The organism is Vibrio sp. MMH1-50 (assembly GCF_022347645.1).
Lineage (GTDB): Bacteria > Pseudomonadota > Gammaproteobacteria > Enterobacterales > Vibrionaceae > Vibrio > Vibrio harveyi.
In genome coordinates this window covers 1-18,758 of the sequence record NZ_JAKRGG010000055.1, presented here as the reverse complement: position 1 = coordinate 18,758, position 18,758 = coordinate 1, and the positions used below count along the sequence as shown (strand labels likewise).

Genomic DNA, 18,758 nt, shown 5'->3' with positions numbered 1-18,758 from the left:
GGTAATGAAAAAAATACTCTTCCCCTTAGTTGCCATGGCTTCAAGCTTTTCTGCGGTCGCTGAAGAGCGTTACTCTATGGAAGATTTAACCGCTCTTCATAAAGCACAAAGCTGGAATGAGCTGCTCTATCATGCCAATGATATTCGTCCATCAAAGCGAGATGATGCTTGGCAAGGACTGGTGGCAGATGCTGCAACAGGAGCTTTCAATAGTTACGTTTCTTCCGGAGCCGCTGATAGCGCTATTGGTTTAGGGCAGCAGCTACTCACTGAGTATGCGTTTCTGTCTCAATCCAGTGATTTTACTCAAAGCTTTGCAAAAGCCTTAGTTCCGGCAGCGCAATCTTGTATCAAGTATTCGATGGAAGGGTGTGTAGAGAGCTACGGACAACTGCTCGCCGAACTCTCTCCTGCGGGTAACGTAAGTTTTGAAGAAGGGACTAAGGTGTTCCAAAATGTCTCTAAATCTCTCGCGATTCCATTCTATGCCGCGGCAGTCAAGCAGTCTCCGGAATACTGTGCAGATGAAAAGGTCTCGAATGCGCTGTTGTATACGCTTGATCGACCGAGTAATTCTCAGTTTGCATTGGCAAAAGAAGTCGCAACAAATGGGTGTGCTAACACGGCACTAACAAACTTTGAGAATTACATTATTGACTCGCAATCGGTGCGGGAGACCTTGTGTCCGACTTACCTATCCAAAGGATATGTAAAAGGGGTCATGAAAAAAGTTTGCCAATCATGATTATGAAATATGAAGCCACCGTAAGGTGGCTTTTTTAATTTATTGAAAAATAGATAAAAAAAACCCTCCGAGAGGGAGGGGGTAAGTAAGATGTCGTTATGAGATGCTGAGTACCGGGTACTCAGTTTATAATTGTAGTTTTCGCTAGCGAACAAATTTTTAACACTGATACCGATTGGGTGCAAATTAAGCACTGATTTAAAAGTTAATAACTTGATCCAGGTTGCAAAGCACACAGCTATTAGCCTTAAATCAGTGATAGAATACCCCCTTTCAAAGAAAGCCTAACAATTGGAATTACGGAATGACTGAATTAAAAAATGATCGTTATCTGCGTGCCCTTTTAAAAGAGCCAGTAGATTACACGCCAGTATGGATGATGCGTCAGGCAGGTCGTTACCTACCAGAATACAAAGCAACTCGTGCGCAAGCGGGCGATTTCATGTCTTTGTGTAAAAACGCGGAGTTGGCGTCAGAAGTAACGCTTCAACCACTACGCCGTTTTCCTCTTGATGCAGCGATCTTGTTCTCTGACATCCTAACTATCCCAGATGCAATGGGCTTAGAACTTCGTTTTGCTGCTGGTGAAGGTCCGGTTTTCGATAAACCAATCACTTGCAAAGCAGACGTTGAAAAGATCGGTCTGCCGGATCCAGAAGGCGAACTGCAATACGTAATGAACGCAGTGCGTCAAATCCGCAAAGACTTGAATGGTGACGTTCCACTGATTGGTTTCTCTGGTAGCCCATGGACACTGGCGACTTACATGGTTGAAGGCGGCAGCTCGAAAGCGTTCACCAAGATCAAGAAGATGATGTACGCAGAACCACAAACTCTGCATCTACTTCTAGATAAGCTAGCAGACAGCGTTATCGAGTACCTAAACGCGCAAATTAAAGCGGGTGCACAATCGGTGATGGTATTTGATACATGGGGTGGTGTACTGACACCTCGTGACTACAACCTGTTCTCTCTGCAATACATGCACAAGATTGTAGATGGTCTGATTCGTGAAAACGACGGTCGCCGTGTACCAGTAACGCTGTTCACTAAGAACGGTGGTATGTGGCTTGAGCAAATCGCAGCAACGGGCTGCGATGCGGTAGGTCTAGACTGGACAATCAACATCGCAGACGCGAAAGCGCGTATCGGTGATAAAGTGGCTCTACAAGGTAACATGGACCCATCAATGCTTTACGCTTCACCAGAGCGTATCCGTGAAGAAGTCGCGGGTATTCTAGAAGGCTTTGGCGATGCAGGTACTGGTCACGTGTTCAACCTAGGTCACGGTATCCACTTGGATGTGCCGCCAGAAAACGCAGGTGTGTTTGTGGAAGCGGTACACGAGCTATCTAAGCCATACCACAAGTAACTTCGACTTTTTGAAATTAAATACCGGCAATCAGTGCCGGTATTTTTTTACCTGAAATTCAAGATAGTACAGCTCTGATAGTATTTGGTCTGCCATGATCTAATTACTATTCTAGCTGCACGTTAGACATTAAAGTTTAATATAAACAAAGGTTTATGATTGCGAGTTTTATGTTCTAGTTTTCTTGTACAGATAAACAAGCAATTAGATCATGGGTAACCTAAAGCATCGAATGAACGCGTTTTTTAAGATATGGCACGACGTCAGATTCAAACCAAGGGTTCTTCTTTAACCACAATGTGTTGCGTGGAGAAGGGTGGGGAAGTGGAATAAAGTCAGGTTCCCAATCCTGCCATTGCTGAACAGTTTGCGTGAGCGTCTTTGGTTTGTTGGTGAGATAGTACTGCTGTGAGTACTGACCAATCAGTAGCGTCAGCTCTATATTGGGCAACTGCTCAAGAATCTGTTTATGCCAAGCTGGCGCACATTCTTTACGAGGTGGTAGATCACCTGAGTTTCCTTTACCTGGATAACAGAAGCCCATTGGGACAATGGCAATTTTGTTTGGGTCGTAGAAAATGTCTTTGTCGATATCGAGCCATTGGCGTAACCGATCGCCGCTTGGATCGTTCCAAGGTATCGAGGTTTTGTGTACGCGCGTTCCCGGCGCTTGTCCGATGATTAGAATGCGTGCGTCTTTTGCGGCTTGTACGATAGGGTTTGCACCCAAAGGTAAATCGTCTGCACAGATCTGGCAGGCACGTACTTGCTTTAGCAATGTTTCTAAAGACATAAGATGGTTAATACCCTTTATCGAAATCGACCTGATTATTAAGAGAGAAACCGTCTCGCCAACTCAAGTAGTTATCTGCAAAAATGTCGACCACTTGCTCAGGGAAACTCAATGCTGCGATGTGGGGTGTGATGGTTACCTGCGGAAGTTTCCAAAACGGATGTTGCGGCGAGAGTGGTTCTTGTTCAAATACATCGAGAAAAGCATGTTCCACCCAGCGATTCTTGAGCGCGAGCAATAGACCTGCATCATCAATCACATCACCTCTTCCGACATTAAATAACAGTGCCTGATTAAGGTGGCTTAACACTTCACTATTGAGTAAGCGCTGCGTATCCGGTGTGCTCGGTAGCGTATTCACGACAATATCCGCTTGGTGAAAAGCGCTTGCTAGTTCATTGATGTGATAGGTTTGAGTAAATTCACCGCCAGAGGTTGGAATCCCGGTACGATTCACTCCGATAGTCTTTATTCCCATCAATTGCGCTGCATTCCCCAAGTAGTTACCAATGCTGCCTGTACCAACAATCACCATAGTTTTGCTTTGCAGCGAGGTGTACAGATGCGGTTGCCACTGCTTGTTCTGCTGTTGCTGGTGGTATTGCATAAAGTGGCGGAAGTGAGCAATGCAGTAGCCAATTACGTACTCGGCAATTAATGGTCCGAAAATGCCGCGTACGTTGGTTAAAGTGTAATCCTGGCGTAGATTTGGTGACATTAAGGTATTCACACCAGCAAATGTGGATTGCACCCACTCAAGCTGTGAAAACTCGTCTAACCTTTGTGATAGTAATGGTGGATCCGCCAGTACGATCTGAGCTTCTTCAGGTTGGTCGGTGAGGCAAAGATCGGGCAGATTTTTCTCTGCCAGTAACGTTTCGTAGGTGTCGCGATGCTCTGAGAGCAGGAAAATCTGATTTGGATGCTGCATTAACTTTTTTCCCTGTGATGAATCAAGTACACTTTCGCTGTTTTTTTCTTCAATGATTGAGTGACTATGCTTAAGAATCCTCTTCAGGTTCGTTTGGAAAAACTAGAACCTTGGCAACAAATTACCTTCATGGCGTGTCTGTGTGAACGCATGTATCCAAACTATGCGATGTTTTGTGAGAATACAGAATTTGCTGAGCCACGTGCTTACCGAGCGATTCTTGATAGTGTATGGGAAATTCTGACGGTTAAGAACGCGAAAATTAACTTCGAACGTCAATTAGAGAAGTTAGAAGAGTTGTTCCCAAGTGCGGATGAATTCGATTTTTACGGTGTTTACCCAGCGATGGACGCGTGTCAGAGCCTGTCGACATTGTTGCATGGCCTGTTGGATCGCGACTACCTTTTCGACTCAATGCTTAAAGTGAGCCAACAGTCGGTAAAAACCGTTGCTGACCTAGAACAAGCACAAGGTGCGGAGCCAATCACCAACGACAATCAAAAAGAAAATGAAGCCGTATGTGAAGAGTGGGATGTTCAATGGGCGATCTTCCGTCCACTGCGTGAAGCGGTGGAACGCGACATCTGCTTGATTAAAGACTTGCGTGAAGAGCTACGTGAAGACGCCGTGAGCAATATCGGCATCACACTTTAATTATTGAATAGACAGAACAAAGGCATCCAAATTGGATGCCTTTTTATTTTTGCATATGGGCTGTTATGCCCAGTACTGATTATGATTCTTTAGATTCTGGCTTCGTTGGCTCTTGAGCTTCTGGCTCTTTGTCCTGTTTCTCCAGCCCTTCCTCTTCTTCATCGTCATCGCGGCTTTCAATTACGCCGTGCTTTTCTTTCCAGTTTTCCCAGCGTTGGTAAGCCAGTTCTTGCATGTCTGTGCTCTTATCCGCTTCATCGATGATCTCTTCACCCAATAGGTGCTCAAAGATGTCTTCTAGCGTTACCAAGCCTTGTACTGTGCCGTATTCGTCAACCACAAGCGCTAGCTGCAGACGGTGAGTCATCATTTGGTCAAACACTTTTGGTAGAGCTGTGTTGTTCAGTACCACTTGGATTGGACGCATGACCGAACCGAGTTGTTTTTGACCACTGCCCGATTGTTGCAGCTTGAACAGCTCTAGACGGTGCACAAAACCAATGATGTTATCTTTCTGTTCGCTGTAAACCAGTGGGCGAGAGAAAGGCGTCTCTTTATGCTTCTCTAGGAAGTCGTTGATGGTCATGGTTGCGTCTACGCGGAATACGACCGGACGCGGTGTCATGACTTGTGTTACTGGCACGTCTTGAATGCCCAGTAGGTTGCTCAGGATCTTTGATTCGCCTTCTGCGAACTCTCCGCTCTCTTTTGCCAGAATGGCCATAGCAGATAACTCATCGCGCATCTTCGGTGCTTCGTGGTTACGAGCTAGGCGCTTAGTGATTTGCTCAGAGAACCATACGAATGGCGTTAGTGCCCATACCATCCAGCGCAGCGATACCGCCGCAGATGGTGCAAGTTGGCGCCAGTAAGTTGCACCAATCGTCTTAGGTACAATTTCTGATAGAACAAGAATCGCCAGTGTCAGTACCGCAGAGAAGATACCTAGTGCTTCGCTACCGAACACTACCGCCGCTTGTGCACCTGCCGTTGCTGCACCGATAGTGTGAGCAATGGTGTTCAGGGTCAGGATCGAAGCCAGTGGTCGGTCGATGTCTGCTTTCAGTTTTTCTAACTGAGCAGAAGCAGGATGCCCCTGTTGTTTGAGCTGCGCAATGTAGCTCGGACTGATACTAAGAAGTACCGCCTCCAGTACCGAACAGATAAACGAAATGCCGATAGCAATAGAGATATAAATGGATAACAGCAGCATAGTTGCCCTTGAATGTAATGTGATAGTCGGGATTTTAAGCGATTATAACCGCAAAAGCGCCCTATAAATCGTTCTAATTGCATTAGAAAGCAAGCGCTTTGCCCGTACAAGTAGTAACAAATTGTGAGTTATTACTCATATTATGGCTAAAACTACGTCAGAAAATCGAAAGATCGCTTACAAACCTTTGCCAGATGGGGCATTTATGTTTTAGAGTGAGATGAATTCGATAACATATGAGAAGGGAAACCTAATGAACAAGACCCAATTAATCGACTTTATTGCAGAGAAAGCAGACCTATCTAAAGCACAAGCTAAAGCTGCTCTTGAAGCAACTCTTGAGGGTGTTACTGGCGCTCTTAAAGAGGGTGACCAAGTTCAACTAATTGGTTTTGGTACATTCAAAGTAAACCACCGCGCTGCACGTACTGGTCGTAACCCTAAGACTGGTGACGAGATTCAAATCGCAGCAGCTAACGTACCAGCATTCGTAGCAGGTAAAGCGCTGAAAGAATCAGTAAACTAAGTTAAAATGCACCGAGGTATCCTGCCTCGGTGCAATTTCATGAAAAAACATCTACTCACTTCACTCCTTTTATCAAGCCTCGCTCTTGTTGGCTGTTCTTCTGTTGAAACCCCAAACCTTGACCAATTTACCCATTTCTCTGGCGGGAAAATCATGGGTGATGCCACCAGTTTGTATTGGATGACAGAACGTCTGACACGCGTTAGTACGGCTGCAGACTACGTAGCTATGGGTGATTCCGGCTCGTATCAGAGTGATTATCGCTGGGACGATGGTGAGCTAAGAGAGTTGATTCGAAAAGGTGAGCAACTCGATACAAAACAAGGATTGGTGCCTTTTCAAATCCACATTCGATTCAATAAAGATGGCGATGCGATCTATCAGCAATACCGTGTGAATGGGAAAGTGCTGCCTTTACGACGTGATCAGCTAGAGCGTTACAAGACAGAAGCGAATGATGTGGTTGCTTCGATCAAGAGTCAATCTCGCGAAGGTCAGAGTTTGATTCAAGGTTTTTGGGATGGCGAGACGTTCGAAACCTGCAAAGGACGTGAGTTCGCGACGCTGGAATTTAACCAGACTTTACCTAAGTTTGTGATTGATAGATTGGCATCGGTAGATAGCTACATTGCATTTATCGGCAAAGAGTCACGTAATACAGCAACTGTTGACGAATTGTTGATGCTCAATGATGACAACTTTGATTGTATCCCACGACCAAAGCTGATCTCTGAATAAGTTCTGAGCTTAGCTTCATGCTAGTGGAGTCACATGAATAAAAAAGGCGCTTAATGCGCCTTTTGTCTTTTTAGCCAACTGAAGTTGTTTTTATTTTTCTTGCTCACGTGCGATTGCACGGTAGCCGATATCGTTGCGATGGAACATGCCATCCCAACTGATCTGTTTTGCAAGTTCATAAGCGCGTTGCTGTGCTTCTGATACGCTGTTACCAAGTGCTGTTGCACAAAGTACACGGCCGCCGTTTGTCACAATGTCGCCGTCTTTGTTGTGTGTACCTGCGTGGAAGACCTTCTCACCTTCAATTTCAACTTGTGGAAGACCTGAGATAACGTCGCCCTTGTTGTACGCAGCAGGATAGCCTCCGGCGGCTAACACAATACCAATCGATGCTCGTGGATCCCATTTTGATTCCACTTGATCCAGTTTGGCATCAATAGCAGCCAGACATAGATCAACAAGATCCGATTCCATGCGCATCATGATCGGTTGCGTTTCTGGATCACCAAAGCGGCAGTTGTACTCGATCACTTTCGGCGTACCGTCTTTATCGATCATTAAACCCGCGTATAGGAAACCTGTGTAAGGGTTGCCTTCTGAAGCCATCCCACGCACTGTTGGGTAAATCACTTCTTCCATGATGCGGTTATGAATTTCAGGTGTTACCACTGGAGCAGGAGAATAAGCGCCCATGCCGCCTGTGTTTGGACCGGTATCTTTGTCGCCTACGCGTTTGTGGTCTTGGCTGGTGACCATTGGCAAAACGTTCTCACCATCCACCATCACGATGAAGCTTGCTTCTTCCCCATCTAGAAATTCTTCGATAACCACACGACTGCCAGCATCACCAAATGCATTACCCGCTAGCATATCCTTGATGGCGTCTTCAGCTTCTTCTAGTGTCATTGCCACAATCACGCCTTTGCCAGCGGCAAGACCATCAGCTTTGACTACAATTGGTGCACCTTGTTCACGTACGTAAGCGAGTGCAGGCTCGATTTCAGTGAAGTTTGCGTATGCTCCCGTCGGGATTTGGTGACGAGCAAGAAAGTCTTTAGTAAACGCTTTAGAGCCTTCAAGCTGCGCTGCTGCTTGTGTTGGACCAAAGATTGGCAGACCTGCTTCTCGGAAAGCATCCACAACACCGATAACCAATGGTGCTTCAGGACCAACGATGGTCAGCTCAATGGCTTTCTCTTTTGCGAATGCAACCAGACCTGCGATGTCTTCTACTGCGATATTTACGTTCTCTAGTTTAGGCTCTAGTGCTGTGCCTGCGTTACCCGGAGCAACGAAGATAGTCTCAACATTTGGGTTTTGCGCCGCTTTCCAACCTAGTGCGTGTTCACGACCGCCTGAACCAATGATAAGTACATTCATGTTTTAAACCTTCAATCAAAATTGATAGTAGTAGAACTAGAAAATGTTTGAGCAACACGAAAGGAAAGTGTTGCTCATCTCGGAGCGCAACGCTCTTGTATCCAGTAGCGAAGCGCTCTCGCATCTTTTCTTTCTAGTGGCGGAAGTGACGCATACCTGTAAAGATCATTGCCATGCCGTGTTCGTCTGCTGCTGCGATAACTTCGTCATCACGCATCGAGCCGCCAGGTTGAATCACACACTTGATGCCAGCTTCTGCTGCTGCATCGATACCATCACGGAATGGGAAGAACGCATCAGATGCCATTACGCTACCTGCGACTTCTAGACTTTCGTCTGCTGCTTTGATTCCCGCAATTTTCGCTGAGTAAACGCGGCTCATTTGACCTGCGCCTACGCCGATGGTCATGTCACCTTTCGCGTAAACAATCGCGTTAGATTTCACGTATTTCGCTACTTTCCAGCAGAACAGTGCATCTTTCAGCTCTTCTTCTGTTGGCTGGCGCTTAGAAACCACTTTTAGGTCGTCTAGGCTTACCATGCCTTGGTCACGGTCTTGAACCAGTAGACCGCCATTCACGCGTTTCACGTCAAAGCCCGTTGTCTTCGTTGACCATTCGCCACACTCAAGTAGACGCACGTTTTTCTTCGCTGCAACCACTTCAATCGCTTCAGCAGAAACAGAAGGTGCGATGATGACTTCAACGAATTGACGTTCAACAATAGCGGTTGCTGTTTCAGCATCTAGCTCTTGGTTGAATGCAATGATGCCGCCGAATGCAGATGTTGGGTCAGTTTGGTAAGCGCGGTTGTACGCTTCTAGGATGTCTTTACCTAGAGCCACACCACATGGGTTCGCGTGTTTTACGATCACACATGCTGGTTCGTTGAACTCTTTCACACACTCAAGTGCTGCATCTGTGTCTGCGATGTTGTTGTAAGAAAGGGCTTTACCTTGGATTTGGCGAGCAGTAGAAACAGACGCCTCTTGTGGGTTTGCTTCTACGTAAAAAGCAGCTGCTTGGTGGCTATTCTCACCGTAGCGCATATCTTGTTTTTTCTCGAACTGTTGGTTGAATGTTCGAGGGAATTTGCTCTTGTTTTCAGGAGAAGGTTCATCACCTTCTTTGTTCTCACCGTAAGATGGAACCATAGTGCCGAAGTAGTTTGCGATCATGCCATCGTAAGCCGCAGTGTGCTCAAATGCTGCGATAGCAAGGTCGAAACGGGTATCTAGAGTAAGGGATTTGTCGTTTGCATCCATCTCTGCGATTACGCGCTGGTAATCACCTGCGTTAACGACGATAGTCACGTCTTTGTGGTTTTTCGCAGCAGAGCGAACCATAGTTGGGCCGCCGATATCGATGTTTTCAACTGCGTCAGCTAGAGTACAACCCTCTTTTGCTACGGTTTCTGCGAATGGGTATAGGTTAACAACAACCATATCGATAGGGTTGATGCCGTGTTTTTCCATCACGTCATCATCTTGACCACGGCGACCCAGTACACCACCGTGAACTTTCGGGTGAAGCGTCTTAACGCGACCGTCCATCATTTCTGGGAAACCAGTGTAGTCAGAGACTTCGGTTACTGCGATGCCTTGCTCAGCAAGTAGACGAGCCGTACCACCAGTAGATAGGATATCGACACCGCGCTCAGCAAGAGCTTGTGCAAACTCAACAATACCTGTTTTGTCTGATACGCTGATAAGCGCACGGCGAATAGGACGAGCGTTGTTCATGCTTCCATTTTCCTCAAATTCACGGAGTTAAAGATGTTTGCCAAAAATGAACTTGTTTTTACCTCATGGGGTAAAATATTGGCCAGTTTTGGTAAAGACCTTTGCAGGTGTTTTCATGCTTAGAAAACAGTCTCCACTATTTGATGGCGCGTATTCTAACCAATTTATTACAAAAAAGCTCGCGCAATCGTTTGGCATCTCAAAAATAATTGCAAAAAACTCGATCTTTGGCTTTAAAAGTAACGAGATAGTTAATAAGGAAAGTTATGTTTCAGATAGGTGAACTGGCGAAACGCTGTGGTGTGACTGCCGATACATTACGTTTCTACGAAAAAAATACACTGATCCAGCCCGCAGGGCGAAGTGAATCGGGCTATCGCTTATACAACGAAGAAAACCAAAAACAGGTACGCTTCATTCTCAAAGCGAAAGAGCTTGGCTTAAGTTTAGAGGAAATAAAAGAGCTTCTAGAAATCAAATTAGAAGCGACAGAACACAGCTGTGCAGAAGTAAAAGCTATCACTTCTGCAAAGTTAACTTTAATTGATGAAAAAATAGCGGAACTGACAAAGATTCGCACCGCATTAAAGAAGATCAATGACGCTTGCTGTGGGCATAACAATGACGATGCCAGCCACTGTTCTATCCTCGCAGCCCTTGAGTAGCGTGCTACTTAATTTAAGTTTGCATTTTTGGCGGCTTGCTTTTCTAGGTTCAAGCCGTTTTCCCACCTATAATCTCGGCTTTAGTCGACTGTAAGAATGTGTAGTCCTATCTATTCCTAAAGCGACGCTGTCTATTAGATACGAGAGTTTTCATACATGGTTGGAGTCTATTTTCAAATCAATGACTGGGTTTTGAGCGTTGATGAAAATAAGCTGTATCGACAAGACAGGGAAGTTACCGTTGAGCCACGCTTAATTAATTTGCTGCATTTTCTTGCAGAGCACGCTAGTGAAGTATTCAACCGCGAAGAGCTGATCCAATACGTTTGGGCGGGTGCGATTGTGACTGACCAAGTTGTGACGCAATCCATTTTTGAACTGCGTAAACTGCTGCGCGACGGTCGAGAAGAAAACACCAGCTACGTGATCACTGTGCCTAAACGTGGTTACAAGTTGGTAGCAAATGTGACGCCGATGACGCACGAGGAATTCCTCGCTCGCCGCCATTGTGATACAGAGATTCTTGCTCCGATCGTAGAAGAAATCGAAGAAGAACAATCAGAAATCTCAACTTCTACGATTGCATTTCCGGCAGGTCCGTTAACTCGCGCTGTATGCGAGATGTCAAAAGAGAAAAAAGCACCGCGCAAGCCGAATAAAATCAGCCCTTGGCGATTAGGTTTCATGAACTTCATTTGGATCAGTATTTTGGTCGTGGTGATGGGGGTGTTTACCTATAAGCAATCTGAAGTGCGCATTACACAAGCCATTGATACTCACCTTATCGAATTCAAGTTTCAGGATAACTTCAGCAAAGAAGGTCGTAGCTATGACTTAGCCGACGGGTTTGCACAGAAGTTGATGGCAGATGTGGCTCAAGTCAGTGATTATCGAGTCATGTTGAAAAAGGCGACCTTTACTACTGGTATTGTACCGGGTAAGTCTGTGGTGGTACGTGTTAAAGAAAACGACGGTGGCAGCTTCCTTGAGGTGGAATATCGCAATAACTCCTCAGAAAAGGTTTTGTTCAGCCGCCAATACGCGTTAACCAATAGCCATTTGAAGTCGGTTATGCAGCAAGCCTCTCTAGATTTGATGCGCGCATTAAAAGTGCCAGATGCAAAATTAAAATCCAAGGTGCTGGTGGCGGGTATGCCAATGAACCCAGACGCATTGGAGCTGTTTGTTGAGGCAAACCACTACTTGAATGTGTCGGATGCGAATCAATTCCAGCACGGTATCGACTTGATGGAGAGAATTCTCGAGATTGAACCGGATAACGCTTATGTACAAGCTGAGCTGTTGATTGCCTATCATGTGCAGAAGGCGCTTGATCCTGCATTGGAGCTGAGAAAAGGCAGAGTTCAGCAGTTGAGTGAGAAATTGGAAACCAATTCAAAGATGATGGTGGGACCAATTCAGCCACGTATTTATGAAGCGTTAGCGCTGCATGAGACCATTGCAGGTGACATCGATTTGGCTAAGCAGCATTTGAATCAAGCTCTCGAGGTTCGAGACTCAGTTCTGTCTTATGTCATTAGAGGCAAGCACGCGGAATTGGATGGTGATTTGGATTGGGCAAGTGAGTCTTACAGTGAAGCCTTCTATATAGATACATCTGTAGAGACCTATTTGCTGTGCGAAAACTTGGTCTTTCCAAGCAATATGAAGGCGATTGATTACGCCATGTATCGAGCAGTGCACCCTTCTGTGGTTCGTATGTTGTAGTAAGCCCTCTTTTATCAATCAGAGACACTTAGCCCTTCACTTCGGTGAGGGGCTTTTTTGTCTCTACGTTATTAAATCGCTATCTTCTTGCTTTTTGAATAGAGCTTGCTTTACAGGGGGGGGAGGCTTTTCATTCTATCTTCTATCTTCTATCTTCTATCTTCTATCTTCTATCTTCTATCTTCTATCTTCTATCTTCTATCTTCTATCTCACCATCTTTGTATTTTGCTTGTGTTTATTAATGAGCGGCTCTTATCGAGTTTTTGCTAGATCTACCTTTTTTTCCCATTGCTCTACCTTTGGTTTGTGTACTTATTGCCTGTCACAACCACACTGTTGTTTATGTGTACTTACGTTGGTATCTATGCAGAACGAGGGGAAAAGAAGAGGGAAGTTTGATGTAAGTCAACGGAGCAATAAAGGTAGGAAAAAGCGGCGTCAACAGTTTGGGTAATTAGCCATGGTTTCTCTTGATGTTGATAGAGGTTGATAAGCTTGATGGAAAATTTGTTGAGGTTGATGTTTTTAGGTTTCCGGTAAGAGCGTTTGATGTTATTGGGCTAACTTTCTGTATTTATTGGTTTTATATTTTTGTGTTTATAAGGTTTATCTCAACTTTATACCGATGGGCTAATTGTTTTATTGATAACGCCAAGTTTATTTTTTTCCCAGTTTTTGGGCGTAGTCTTCACTTCGAAATTTAGCGAGGTCGAGCAGATTCCTCCTCATAGCATCTCGCTAATAACCATTCAGTTTGAGTCATGTTGACTCGAGTAGAATAGATTTGGAGATGTTATGTCATCGAATGCGAAAAAAATCGGCCTTATTGCCTGTACGGGTGTCGTAGCCGGTAACATGATGGGTAGTGGTATTGCACTATTACCTTCTAGTCTTGCCTCTGTAGGCTCTGTTTCAATCTTCAGTTGGCTGATCTGTTTGGTCGGTGCACTGAGTCTGGCGTTCGTTTACGCTCGTCTGGCAACCAAAAACCCACAAGAAGGTGGTCCTATCGCTTATGCTGGCGAAGTGTCTCCGGTATTTGGTTTCCAAACGGGCGTTCTTTATTACCACGCGAACTGGATTGGTAACCTGGCTATTGCCATTACAGGTGTTTCTTACCTTTCAGTATTCTTCCCTGTGCTTAATAACCCAATCCCAGCAGGTATTGCGACGATTGCATCGGTATGGATCTTCACTTTCGTCAACCTACTTGGTGGTAGCTGGGTAAGCCGTCTATGTACGCTTGGTCTAGTTCTTATCCTTATCCCAGTTGTTGGTACAGCCGCATTTGGTTGGACGCACTTCGATACTGCGCTTTACAGCCAAAACTGGAACGTATCAGCAGGCACTGACAGCCACGCGGTAGTAACTGCGGTTCTTATCTGTCTATGGTCATTCGTAGGTGTGGAATCAGCAGCGGTATCGACTGGTATGGTAGAAAACCCTAAACGTACCGTACCACTAGCAACTATGTTGGGTACTGGTATCGCAGGTGTGATTTACATCCTATCAACTCAAATGATCAGCGGCATGTTCCCAGCGTCAGAAGTTGCGGCATCAGGTGCGCCATTTGCACTAGCAACCACTGAGCTATTCGGTAGCTGGACAGCACCATTCGTATCAGCATTTACAGCGCTAGCATGTTTCACTTCGCTAGGTTCTTGGATGATGCTAGTAGGTGAAGCAGGTAAACGCGCAGCAAACGACGGCAACTTCCCTAAAATCTACGGCGAAACTGACAAAAACGGTGTGCCTAAGAAAGGTCTAATCCTTGCGTCAATCAAGATGACTGCACTGATGGTTGTACTGATGTTCTTCAGCTCTAAAACAGCGCACGCATCAGACCTGTTCAACCAACTAACGACTGACGCAGTTCTATTAACTATGCTGCCTTACTTCTACTCAAGCATTAACTTGATTCGCTTCGAAGGTATGACAACACGCAACGGCTTCGTAATGCTGTTCTCTGGTGTGGCTTGTCTGTTCTGCTTCATCGCACTAGCAGGTGCAGAGGGCGGTACGCTAACAGCAACCTTCATCGTTTCTCTAGTTATCTTGATGTTCTACAGCAAAAAAGCAGGTCTTGCTCAGTACGTGAAAATGCACGCTGACGACATGCCTGCCCAAGCAAGCAACTAATCCCCAAAACGCTGGCACTACGGTGCCAGCCCATAAACCCAAATTCACGCGGCGCTCACCTTACTCATTGCCTGTAAATGGCAAAGAGCGCCCTCATTCGCCTTGGAGATGTCCAAATGAATATATTCGCTATCTTGAACCACATGGGTGTGTTCTTTAAAGAAGAGCCAGTTCGTCAACTTCACGCTGCTCTTGAGAAAGCGGGCTACGAAGTGGTTTACCCAGTAGATGATAAAGACTTGATCAAAATGATTGAGATGAACCCACGCATTTGCGGTGTGCTGTTCGACTGGGATAAATACTCACTTGAGCTATGTGAACGTATCAGCCAAATCAACGAAAAACTGCCTGTTCACGCATTTGCTAACGAACAGTCTACTCTAGACATTTCACTAACAGACCTACGTCTAAACGTGAGCTTCTTCGAGTACGCTTTAGGTATGGCTGACGACATCGCTATCAAAATCAACCAAGCGACTGAGGCATACAAAGATGCCATCATGCCTCCATTCACTAAAGCGCTATTCAAATACGTAGAAGAAGGTAAATACACCTTCTGTACTCCAGGTCACATGGGCGGTACTGCATTCCAGAAAAGCCCTGCTGGTAGCATCTTCTACGATTTTTACGGTCCAAACACATTCAAAGCGGACGTATCAATTTCAATGCCTGAACTAGGTTCTCTACTAGACCACTCAGGTCCACATAAAGATGCAGAAGAATACATTGCACGTACATTCAATGCAGACAGCTCGTACATCGTAACGAACGGTACGTCTACATCGAACAAAATCGTTGGTATGTACTCAGCACCTGCTGGCAGCACAGTACTGATTGACCGTAACTGTCACAAATCTCTGACTCACCTAATGATGATGAGCGACGTGACACCAATCTACTTCCGCCCAACTCGTAACGCATACGGCATCCTTGGTGGTATTCCACAAAGCGAATTCAGCCGCGATGTCATTGCAGAGAAAGTGGCGAAAACACCAGGTGCAACAGCACCAACTTACGCAGTAGTGACTAACTCAACTTACGATGGTCTGCTGTACAACACGCAATTCATCAAAGAGTCGCTAGATTGTAAACACATCCACTTCGACAGTGCTTGGGTGCCTTACACTAACTTCAACCCAATTTACGAAGGTAAATGTGGTATGAGTGGTGAAGCGATGCCAGGCAAAGTGTTCTACGAGACACAATCAACACACAAATTGTTGGCGGCATTCTCACAAGCTTCAATGATTCACGTGAAAGGTGACTTTGATAAAGAATCTTTCAACGAAGCCTTCATGATGCACACTTCAACTTCACCTCAGTACGGCATTGTTGCTTCTACTGAAACTGCAGCGGCAATGATGCGCGGCAACACTGGTAAGAAGTTGATGCAAGACTCTATCGATCGCGCAATCCGCTTCCGTAAAGAGATCAAACGTCTAGAAGCAGAAAGCGACAGCTGGTTCTTCGATGTATGGCAACCAGAAAACATCGATACCACAGAATGTTGGAAACTAGACCCTAGCGACACATGGCACGGCTTCAAGAACATGGATGATAACCACATGTATCTTGACCCAATCAAAGTAACGCTACTGACTCCAGGGATGAATAAAGAAGGCGAACTAGAAGAATCAGGTATTCCTGCTTCGCTGGTGGCTAAATTCCTAGACGAGCGTGGCATCGTGGTAGAGAAAACAGGTCCATACAACTTGTTGTTCCTATTCTCAATCGGTATCGACAAATCAAAAGCAATGCAATTGCTACGCGGTCTAACTGAATTTAAACGTGGCTACGACTTGAACCTAACCATCAAGAGCTTCCTACCTTCGCTATACAACGAAGATCCAAGCTTTTATGAAGGCATGCGCGTTCAAGAACTAGCACAAGCAATTCATGACCTAACTAAGAAATACAACCTACCAGAGCTAATGTACAAAGCGTTCGATGTTCTTCCAGAAATGAAAGTAACACCACACGCAGCATGGCAAGAAGAGCTTCGCGGTAACGTAGAAGAAATCAAACTGGAAGAAATGGTTGGTCGCGTAAGTGCGAACATGATCCTTCCTTACCCTCCAGGTGTGCCACTAGTACTTCCTGGTGAAATGGTGACTCAAGAGTCTCGCCCTGTGCTGGACTTCCTAGAGATGCTTTGTGAGATCGGTGCGCATTACCCAGGTTTCGAAACCGACATCCACGGTCTATACCAACAAAAAGATGGTAGCTACACCGTAAAAGTATTGAAGAACTAAGTTCCTCTCGAAGATGACGCTATTGGGAATGCAAGCATGCTCCACTCTTACGAGCTCAATGCGTCATCGAACAATAACGGCATTTAGATATACCCCTAACTATTCTGTCGTAAAGAGAAGGGCAAGGATGCTCTGATCTTTTCTTCTATATAGAAGAATAACTTTTCCAAGACTTCACCTGAAGCACCCCAAGTAAAAAGCAAAGACCAAAAGAGCAGCATGAAAGTGCCGCTCTTTTTTTGCTATTTATATAGAAAAGATATCAACAGCCAAAGCTAGGCAAACTCCATCACGATACGCCCATTAATTTCGCCTTTCTCCATATCAGCAAAGATGTCATTGATATCTTCAAGATGTTTAACTTCGGTAATGGCTTTTACTTTTCCTTCTGCTGCGAATTGTAAGCACTCTTGCAAGTCTTTGCGTGTGCCAACAATAGAGCCAATCACTTTGACACCATTTAGCACCGTATCAAAGATAGGGATTGGCATCTCTTCAGGAGGAAGACCAACAAGAACGCATGCGCCACCACGGCGTATGGAGTGATAAGCCTCTTGGAATGCAGGCTTCGATACTGCAGTACATACAACGCCATGCACGCCGCCATTAGTGATGGTCTTAATACGCTCTGATGGTTTCTCTTTCATAAAGTCGATGGTGTGTTGCGCACCTAGACTTTTAGCGAGTGCGAGCTTCTCATCACCAGTATCTACAGCAATGACATTCATGCCCATAGCTACAGCATATTGAATGGCTAAATGACCTAAACCACCTGCACCGACAATTGCCACCCATTGACCTGGTTTTACATCTGTTACTTTGAGCGCTTTATAAGTGGTAACACCTGCACAGAAGAGGGGAGCTGCATCCACATAGCTTAAGCCATCTGGAATCTTCACGACGTACTCACCATGAGCAAGACAGAACTCTGCATAACCGCCATCAACGGAATAACCAGCGTTATGTTGATCTAAACACAGCGTCTCTTGCCCTTCTAAACAATAGTCGCAATGACCACATGCACTATACAACCAAGGAACACCAACACGATCACCTGCTTTGAGATGATGTATCTCGCTGCCAACTTCGACGATTTCACCCACACCTTCATGTCCTGGTACCAGAGGCATTTTGGGTTTTACCGGCCAATCGCCATGACAAGCGTGCAGATCAGTATGACAAACACCACATGCATGAACCTTTACGAGTACATCACGAGGTTTAACGTTGGGTAAAGGAATATCCTTGATAACAAGCGGACCTTTAAATTCACTAACAACTGCGGCTTTCATGAATAACTCTCCAATAATGATAACGAGAATCATTCTTGATCGATATGTAAGGAAGTGCAGTGATCTGAATCAAAAATCGATTTTTGTTTAAGTAGACCATAGTCGAAACTGGTTATTGGTAAGATGGCTTACCTTTAATTTCTGTGAAAAGAAGAGGAGAACGTGACGAAAAACTACGAGAAGACTGCAATGAAGTCTGACTTTACTCCTCTCTAGGATCGAATAATTACGTCAAAGATCCTCTGTTTTGCCGTATATCTGAACAAAGTGTTTGTTATTTGTTCGGTTGAAAGTTTTTTTGCAAAAAACGCTTGTGCTAATTTCTCAACTCCCTATACTGCGCATCCACCGACACGGAGTGAGACGAAAGTCACACAGCGAGTCGGAAGAGAGAAAAAAGAATTTAAAAAAATGCTTGACTCTCTCACGGTGTGAAGTAAGATACGCACCCCTAACGACGAGCAACTAAGTTGCTGAAAATGTTAGAAAAGCTCTTTAAAAATAAGAACCTATCAATCTGTGTGGGCACTCGTTGATGATAATCCAAATTAGATACTTCGGTATCAAATTAGGTTTCAATGAAACGAA

The 18,758-nt window shown here is 45.1% G+C and carries 15 protein-coding genes; 9 read left to right on the top strand and 6 right to left on the bottom strand.

Translation table 11 applies throughout. The features are described 5' to 3' along the window. Window positions 1-4 precede the first annotated feature (4 nt). On the top strand, window positions 5-745 hold the full coding sequence (locus MHO32_RS23925; protein ID WP_005451134.1) for a hypothetical protein: 741 nt from the start codon (window positions 5-7) through the stop codon (window positions 743-745). A gap of 304 nt (window positions 746-1,049) precedes the next feature. Then, the gene (gene hemE / locus MHO32_RS23920; RefSeq protein WP_005433634.1) at window positions 1,050-2,117 is read left to right on the top strand and encodes a uroporphyrinogen decarboxylase; all 1,068 of its coding nucleotides are present in this window, start codon (window positions 1,050-1,052) and stop codon (window positions 2,115-2,117) included. Between the two features lie 220 nt (window positions 2,118-2,337). On the opposite strand, the gene MHO32_RS23915 is transcribed toward hemE, so the two are convergent. Beyond that, the gene (locus MHO32_RS23915; protein ID WP_009697536.1) at window positions 2,338-2,910 is read right to left on the bottom strand and encodes a uracil-DNA glycosylase family protein; all 573 of its coding nucleotides are present in this window, start codon (window positions 2,908-2,910) and stop codon (window positions 2,338-2,340) included. Between the two features lie 7 nt (window positions 2,911-2,917). Continuing rightward, window positions 2,918-3,841, bottom strand: coding sequence for a D-2-hydroxyacid dehydrogenase (locus MHO32_RS23910; protein ID WP_114092045.1), 924 nt, complete (start codon window positions 3,839-3,841; stop codon window positions 2,918-2,920). Between the two features lie 66 nt (window positions 3,842-3,907). On the opposite strand from MHO32_RS23910, the gene MHO32_RS23905 reads away from it, so the two are divergent. After that, window positions 3,908-4,495: a YjaG family protein gene (locus MHO32_RS23905; protein ID WP_005451139.1), complete on the top strand. Its 588-nt coding sequence runs from the start codon at window positions 3,908-3,910 to the stop codon at window positions 4,493-4,495. 79 nt (window positions 4,496-4,574) lie between these two features. On the opposite strand, the gene MHO32_RS23900 is transcribed toward MHO32_RS23905, so the two are convergent. Then, on the bottom strand, window positions 4,575-5,708 hold the full coding sequence (locus MHO32_RS23900) for a CNNM domain-containing protein (RefSeq protein ID WP_239214547.1): 1,134 nt from the start codon (window positions 5,706-5,708) through the stop codon (window positions 4,575-4,577). Window positions 5,709-5,961: 253 nt separating this feature from the next. On the opposite strand from MHO32_RS23900, the gene hupA reads away from it, so the two are divergent. Together hupA and MHO32_RS23890 are read left to right on the top strand one after the other, a co-directional pair. Then, on the top strand, window positions 5,962-6,234 hold the full coding sequence (gene hupA / locus MHO32_RS23895) for a nucleoid-associated protein HU-alpha (protein ID WP_005433627.1): 273 nt from the start codon (window positions 5,962-5,964) through the stop codon (window positions 6,232-6,234). A gap of 39 nt (window positions 6,235-6,273) precedes the next feature. Next, window positions 6,274-6,972: a DUF1481 domain-containing protein gene (locus tag MHO32_RS23890; RefSeq protein ID WP_009697538.1), complete on the top strand. Its 699-nt coding sequence runs from the start codon at window positions 6,274-6,276 to the stop codon at window positions 6,970-6,972. A 90-nt stretch (window positions 6,973-7,062) separates the two neighbouring features. Here MHO32_RS23890 and purD read toward each other — a convergent pair whose 3' ends face one another. Both purD and purH read right to left on the bottom strand, forming a co-directional pair. Continuing rightward, window positions 7,063-8,352 carry a phosphoribosylamine--glycine ligase gene (gene purD, locus MHO32_RS23885; RefSeq protein ID WP_239214544.1) on the bottom strand — a complete coding sequence of 430 codons (1,290 nt, stop codon included), beginning with the start codon at window positions 8,350-8,352 and terminating at the stop codon, window positions 7,063-7,065. Between the two features lie 133 nt (window positions 8,353-8,485). Next, the gene (purH, locus tag MHO32_RS23880) at window positions 8,486-10,093 is read right to left on the bottom strand and encodes a bifunctional phosphoribosylaminoimidazolecarboxamide formyltransferase/IMP cyclohydrolase (RefSeq protein ID WP_239214541.1); all 1,608 of its coding nucleotides are present in this window, start codon (window positions 10,091-10,093) and stop codon (window positions 8,486-8,488) included. Between the two features lie 266 nt (window positions 10,094-10,359). Here purH and zntR point away from each other — a divergent pair, with 266 nt between their 5' ends. The 4 genes from zntR (at window position 10,360) to MHO32_RS23860 (ending at window position 16,878) form a co-directional block, all read left to right on the top strand. Continuing rightward, the gene (gene zntR, locus MHO32_RS23875) at window positions 10,360-10,758 is read left to right on the top strand and encodes a Zn(2+)-responsive transcriptional regulator (RefSeq protein WP_005451151.1); all 399 of its coding nucleotides are present in this window, start codon (window positions 10,360-10,362) and stop codon (window positions 10,756-10,758) included. Between the two features lie 156 nt (window positions 10,759-10,914). Beyond that, the gene (gene cadC / locus MHO32_RS23870) at window positions 10,915-12,486 is read left to right on the top strand and encodes a lysine decarboxylation/transport transcriptional activator CadC (protein ID WP_009697530.1); all 1,572 of its coding nucleotides are present in this window, start codon (window positions 10,915-10,917) and stop codon (window positions 12,484-12,486) included. Between the two features lie 796 nt (window positions 12,487-13,282). Continuing rightward, entirely contained in the window at window positions 13,283-14,626 is a 1,344-nt protein-coding gene (cadB, locus tag MHO32_RS23865; RefSeq protein WP_005434864.1) for a cadaverine/lysine antiporter, read from the top strand. A gap of 116 nt (window positions 14,627-14,742) precedes the next feature. Next, the gene (locus MHO32_RS23860; RefSeq protein ID WP_005451159.1) at window positions 14,743-16,878 is read left to right on the top strand and encodes a lysine decarboxylase CadA; all 2,136 of its coding nucleotides are present in this window, start codon (window positions 14,743-14,745) and stop codon (window positions 16,876-16,878) included. Between the two features lie 275 nt (window positions 16,879-17,153). Here MHO32_RS23860 and adhP read toward each other — a convergent pair whose 3' ends face one another. Next, window positions 17,154-18,170: an alcohol dehydrogenase AdhP gene (gene adhP, locus MHO32_RS23855; RefSeq protein ID WP_009697531.1), complete on the bottom strand. Its 1,017-nt coding sequence runs from the start codon at window positions 18,168-18,170 to the stop codon at window positions 17,154-17,156. Between the last annotated feature and the right edge of the window lie 588 nt (window positions 18,171-18,758).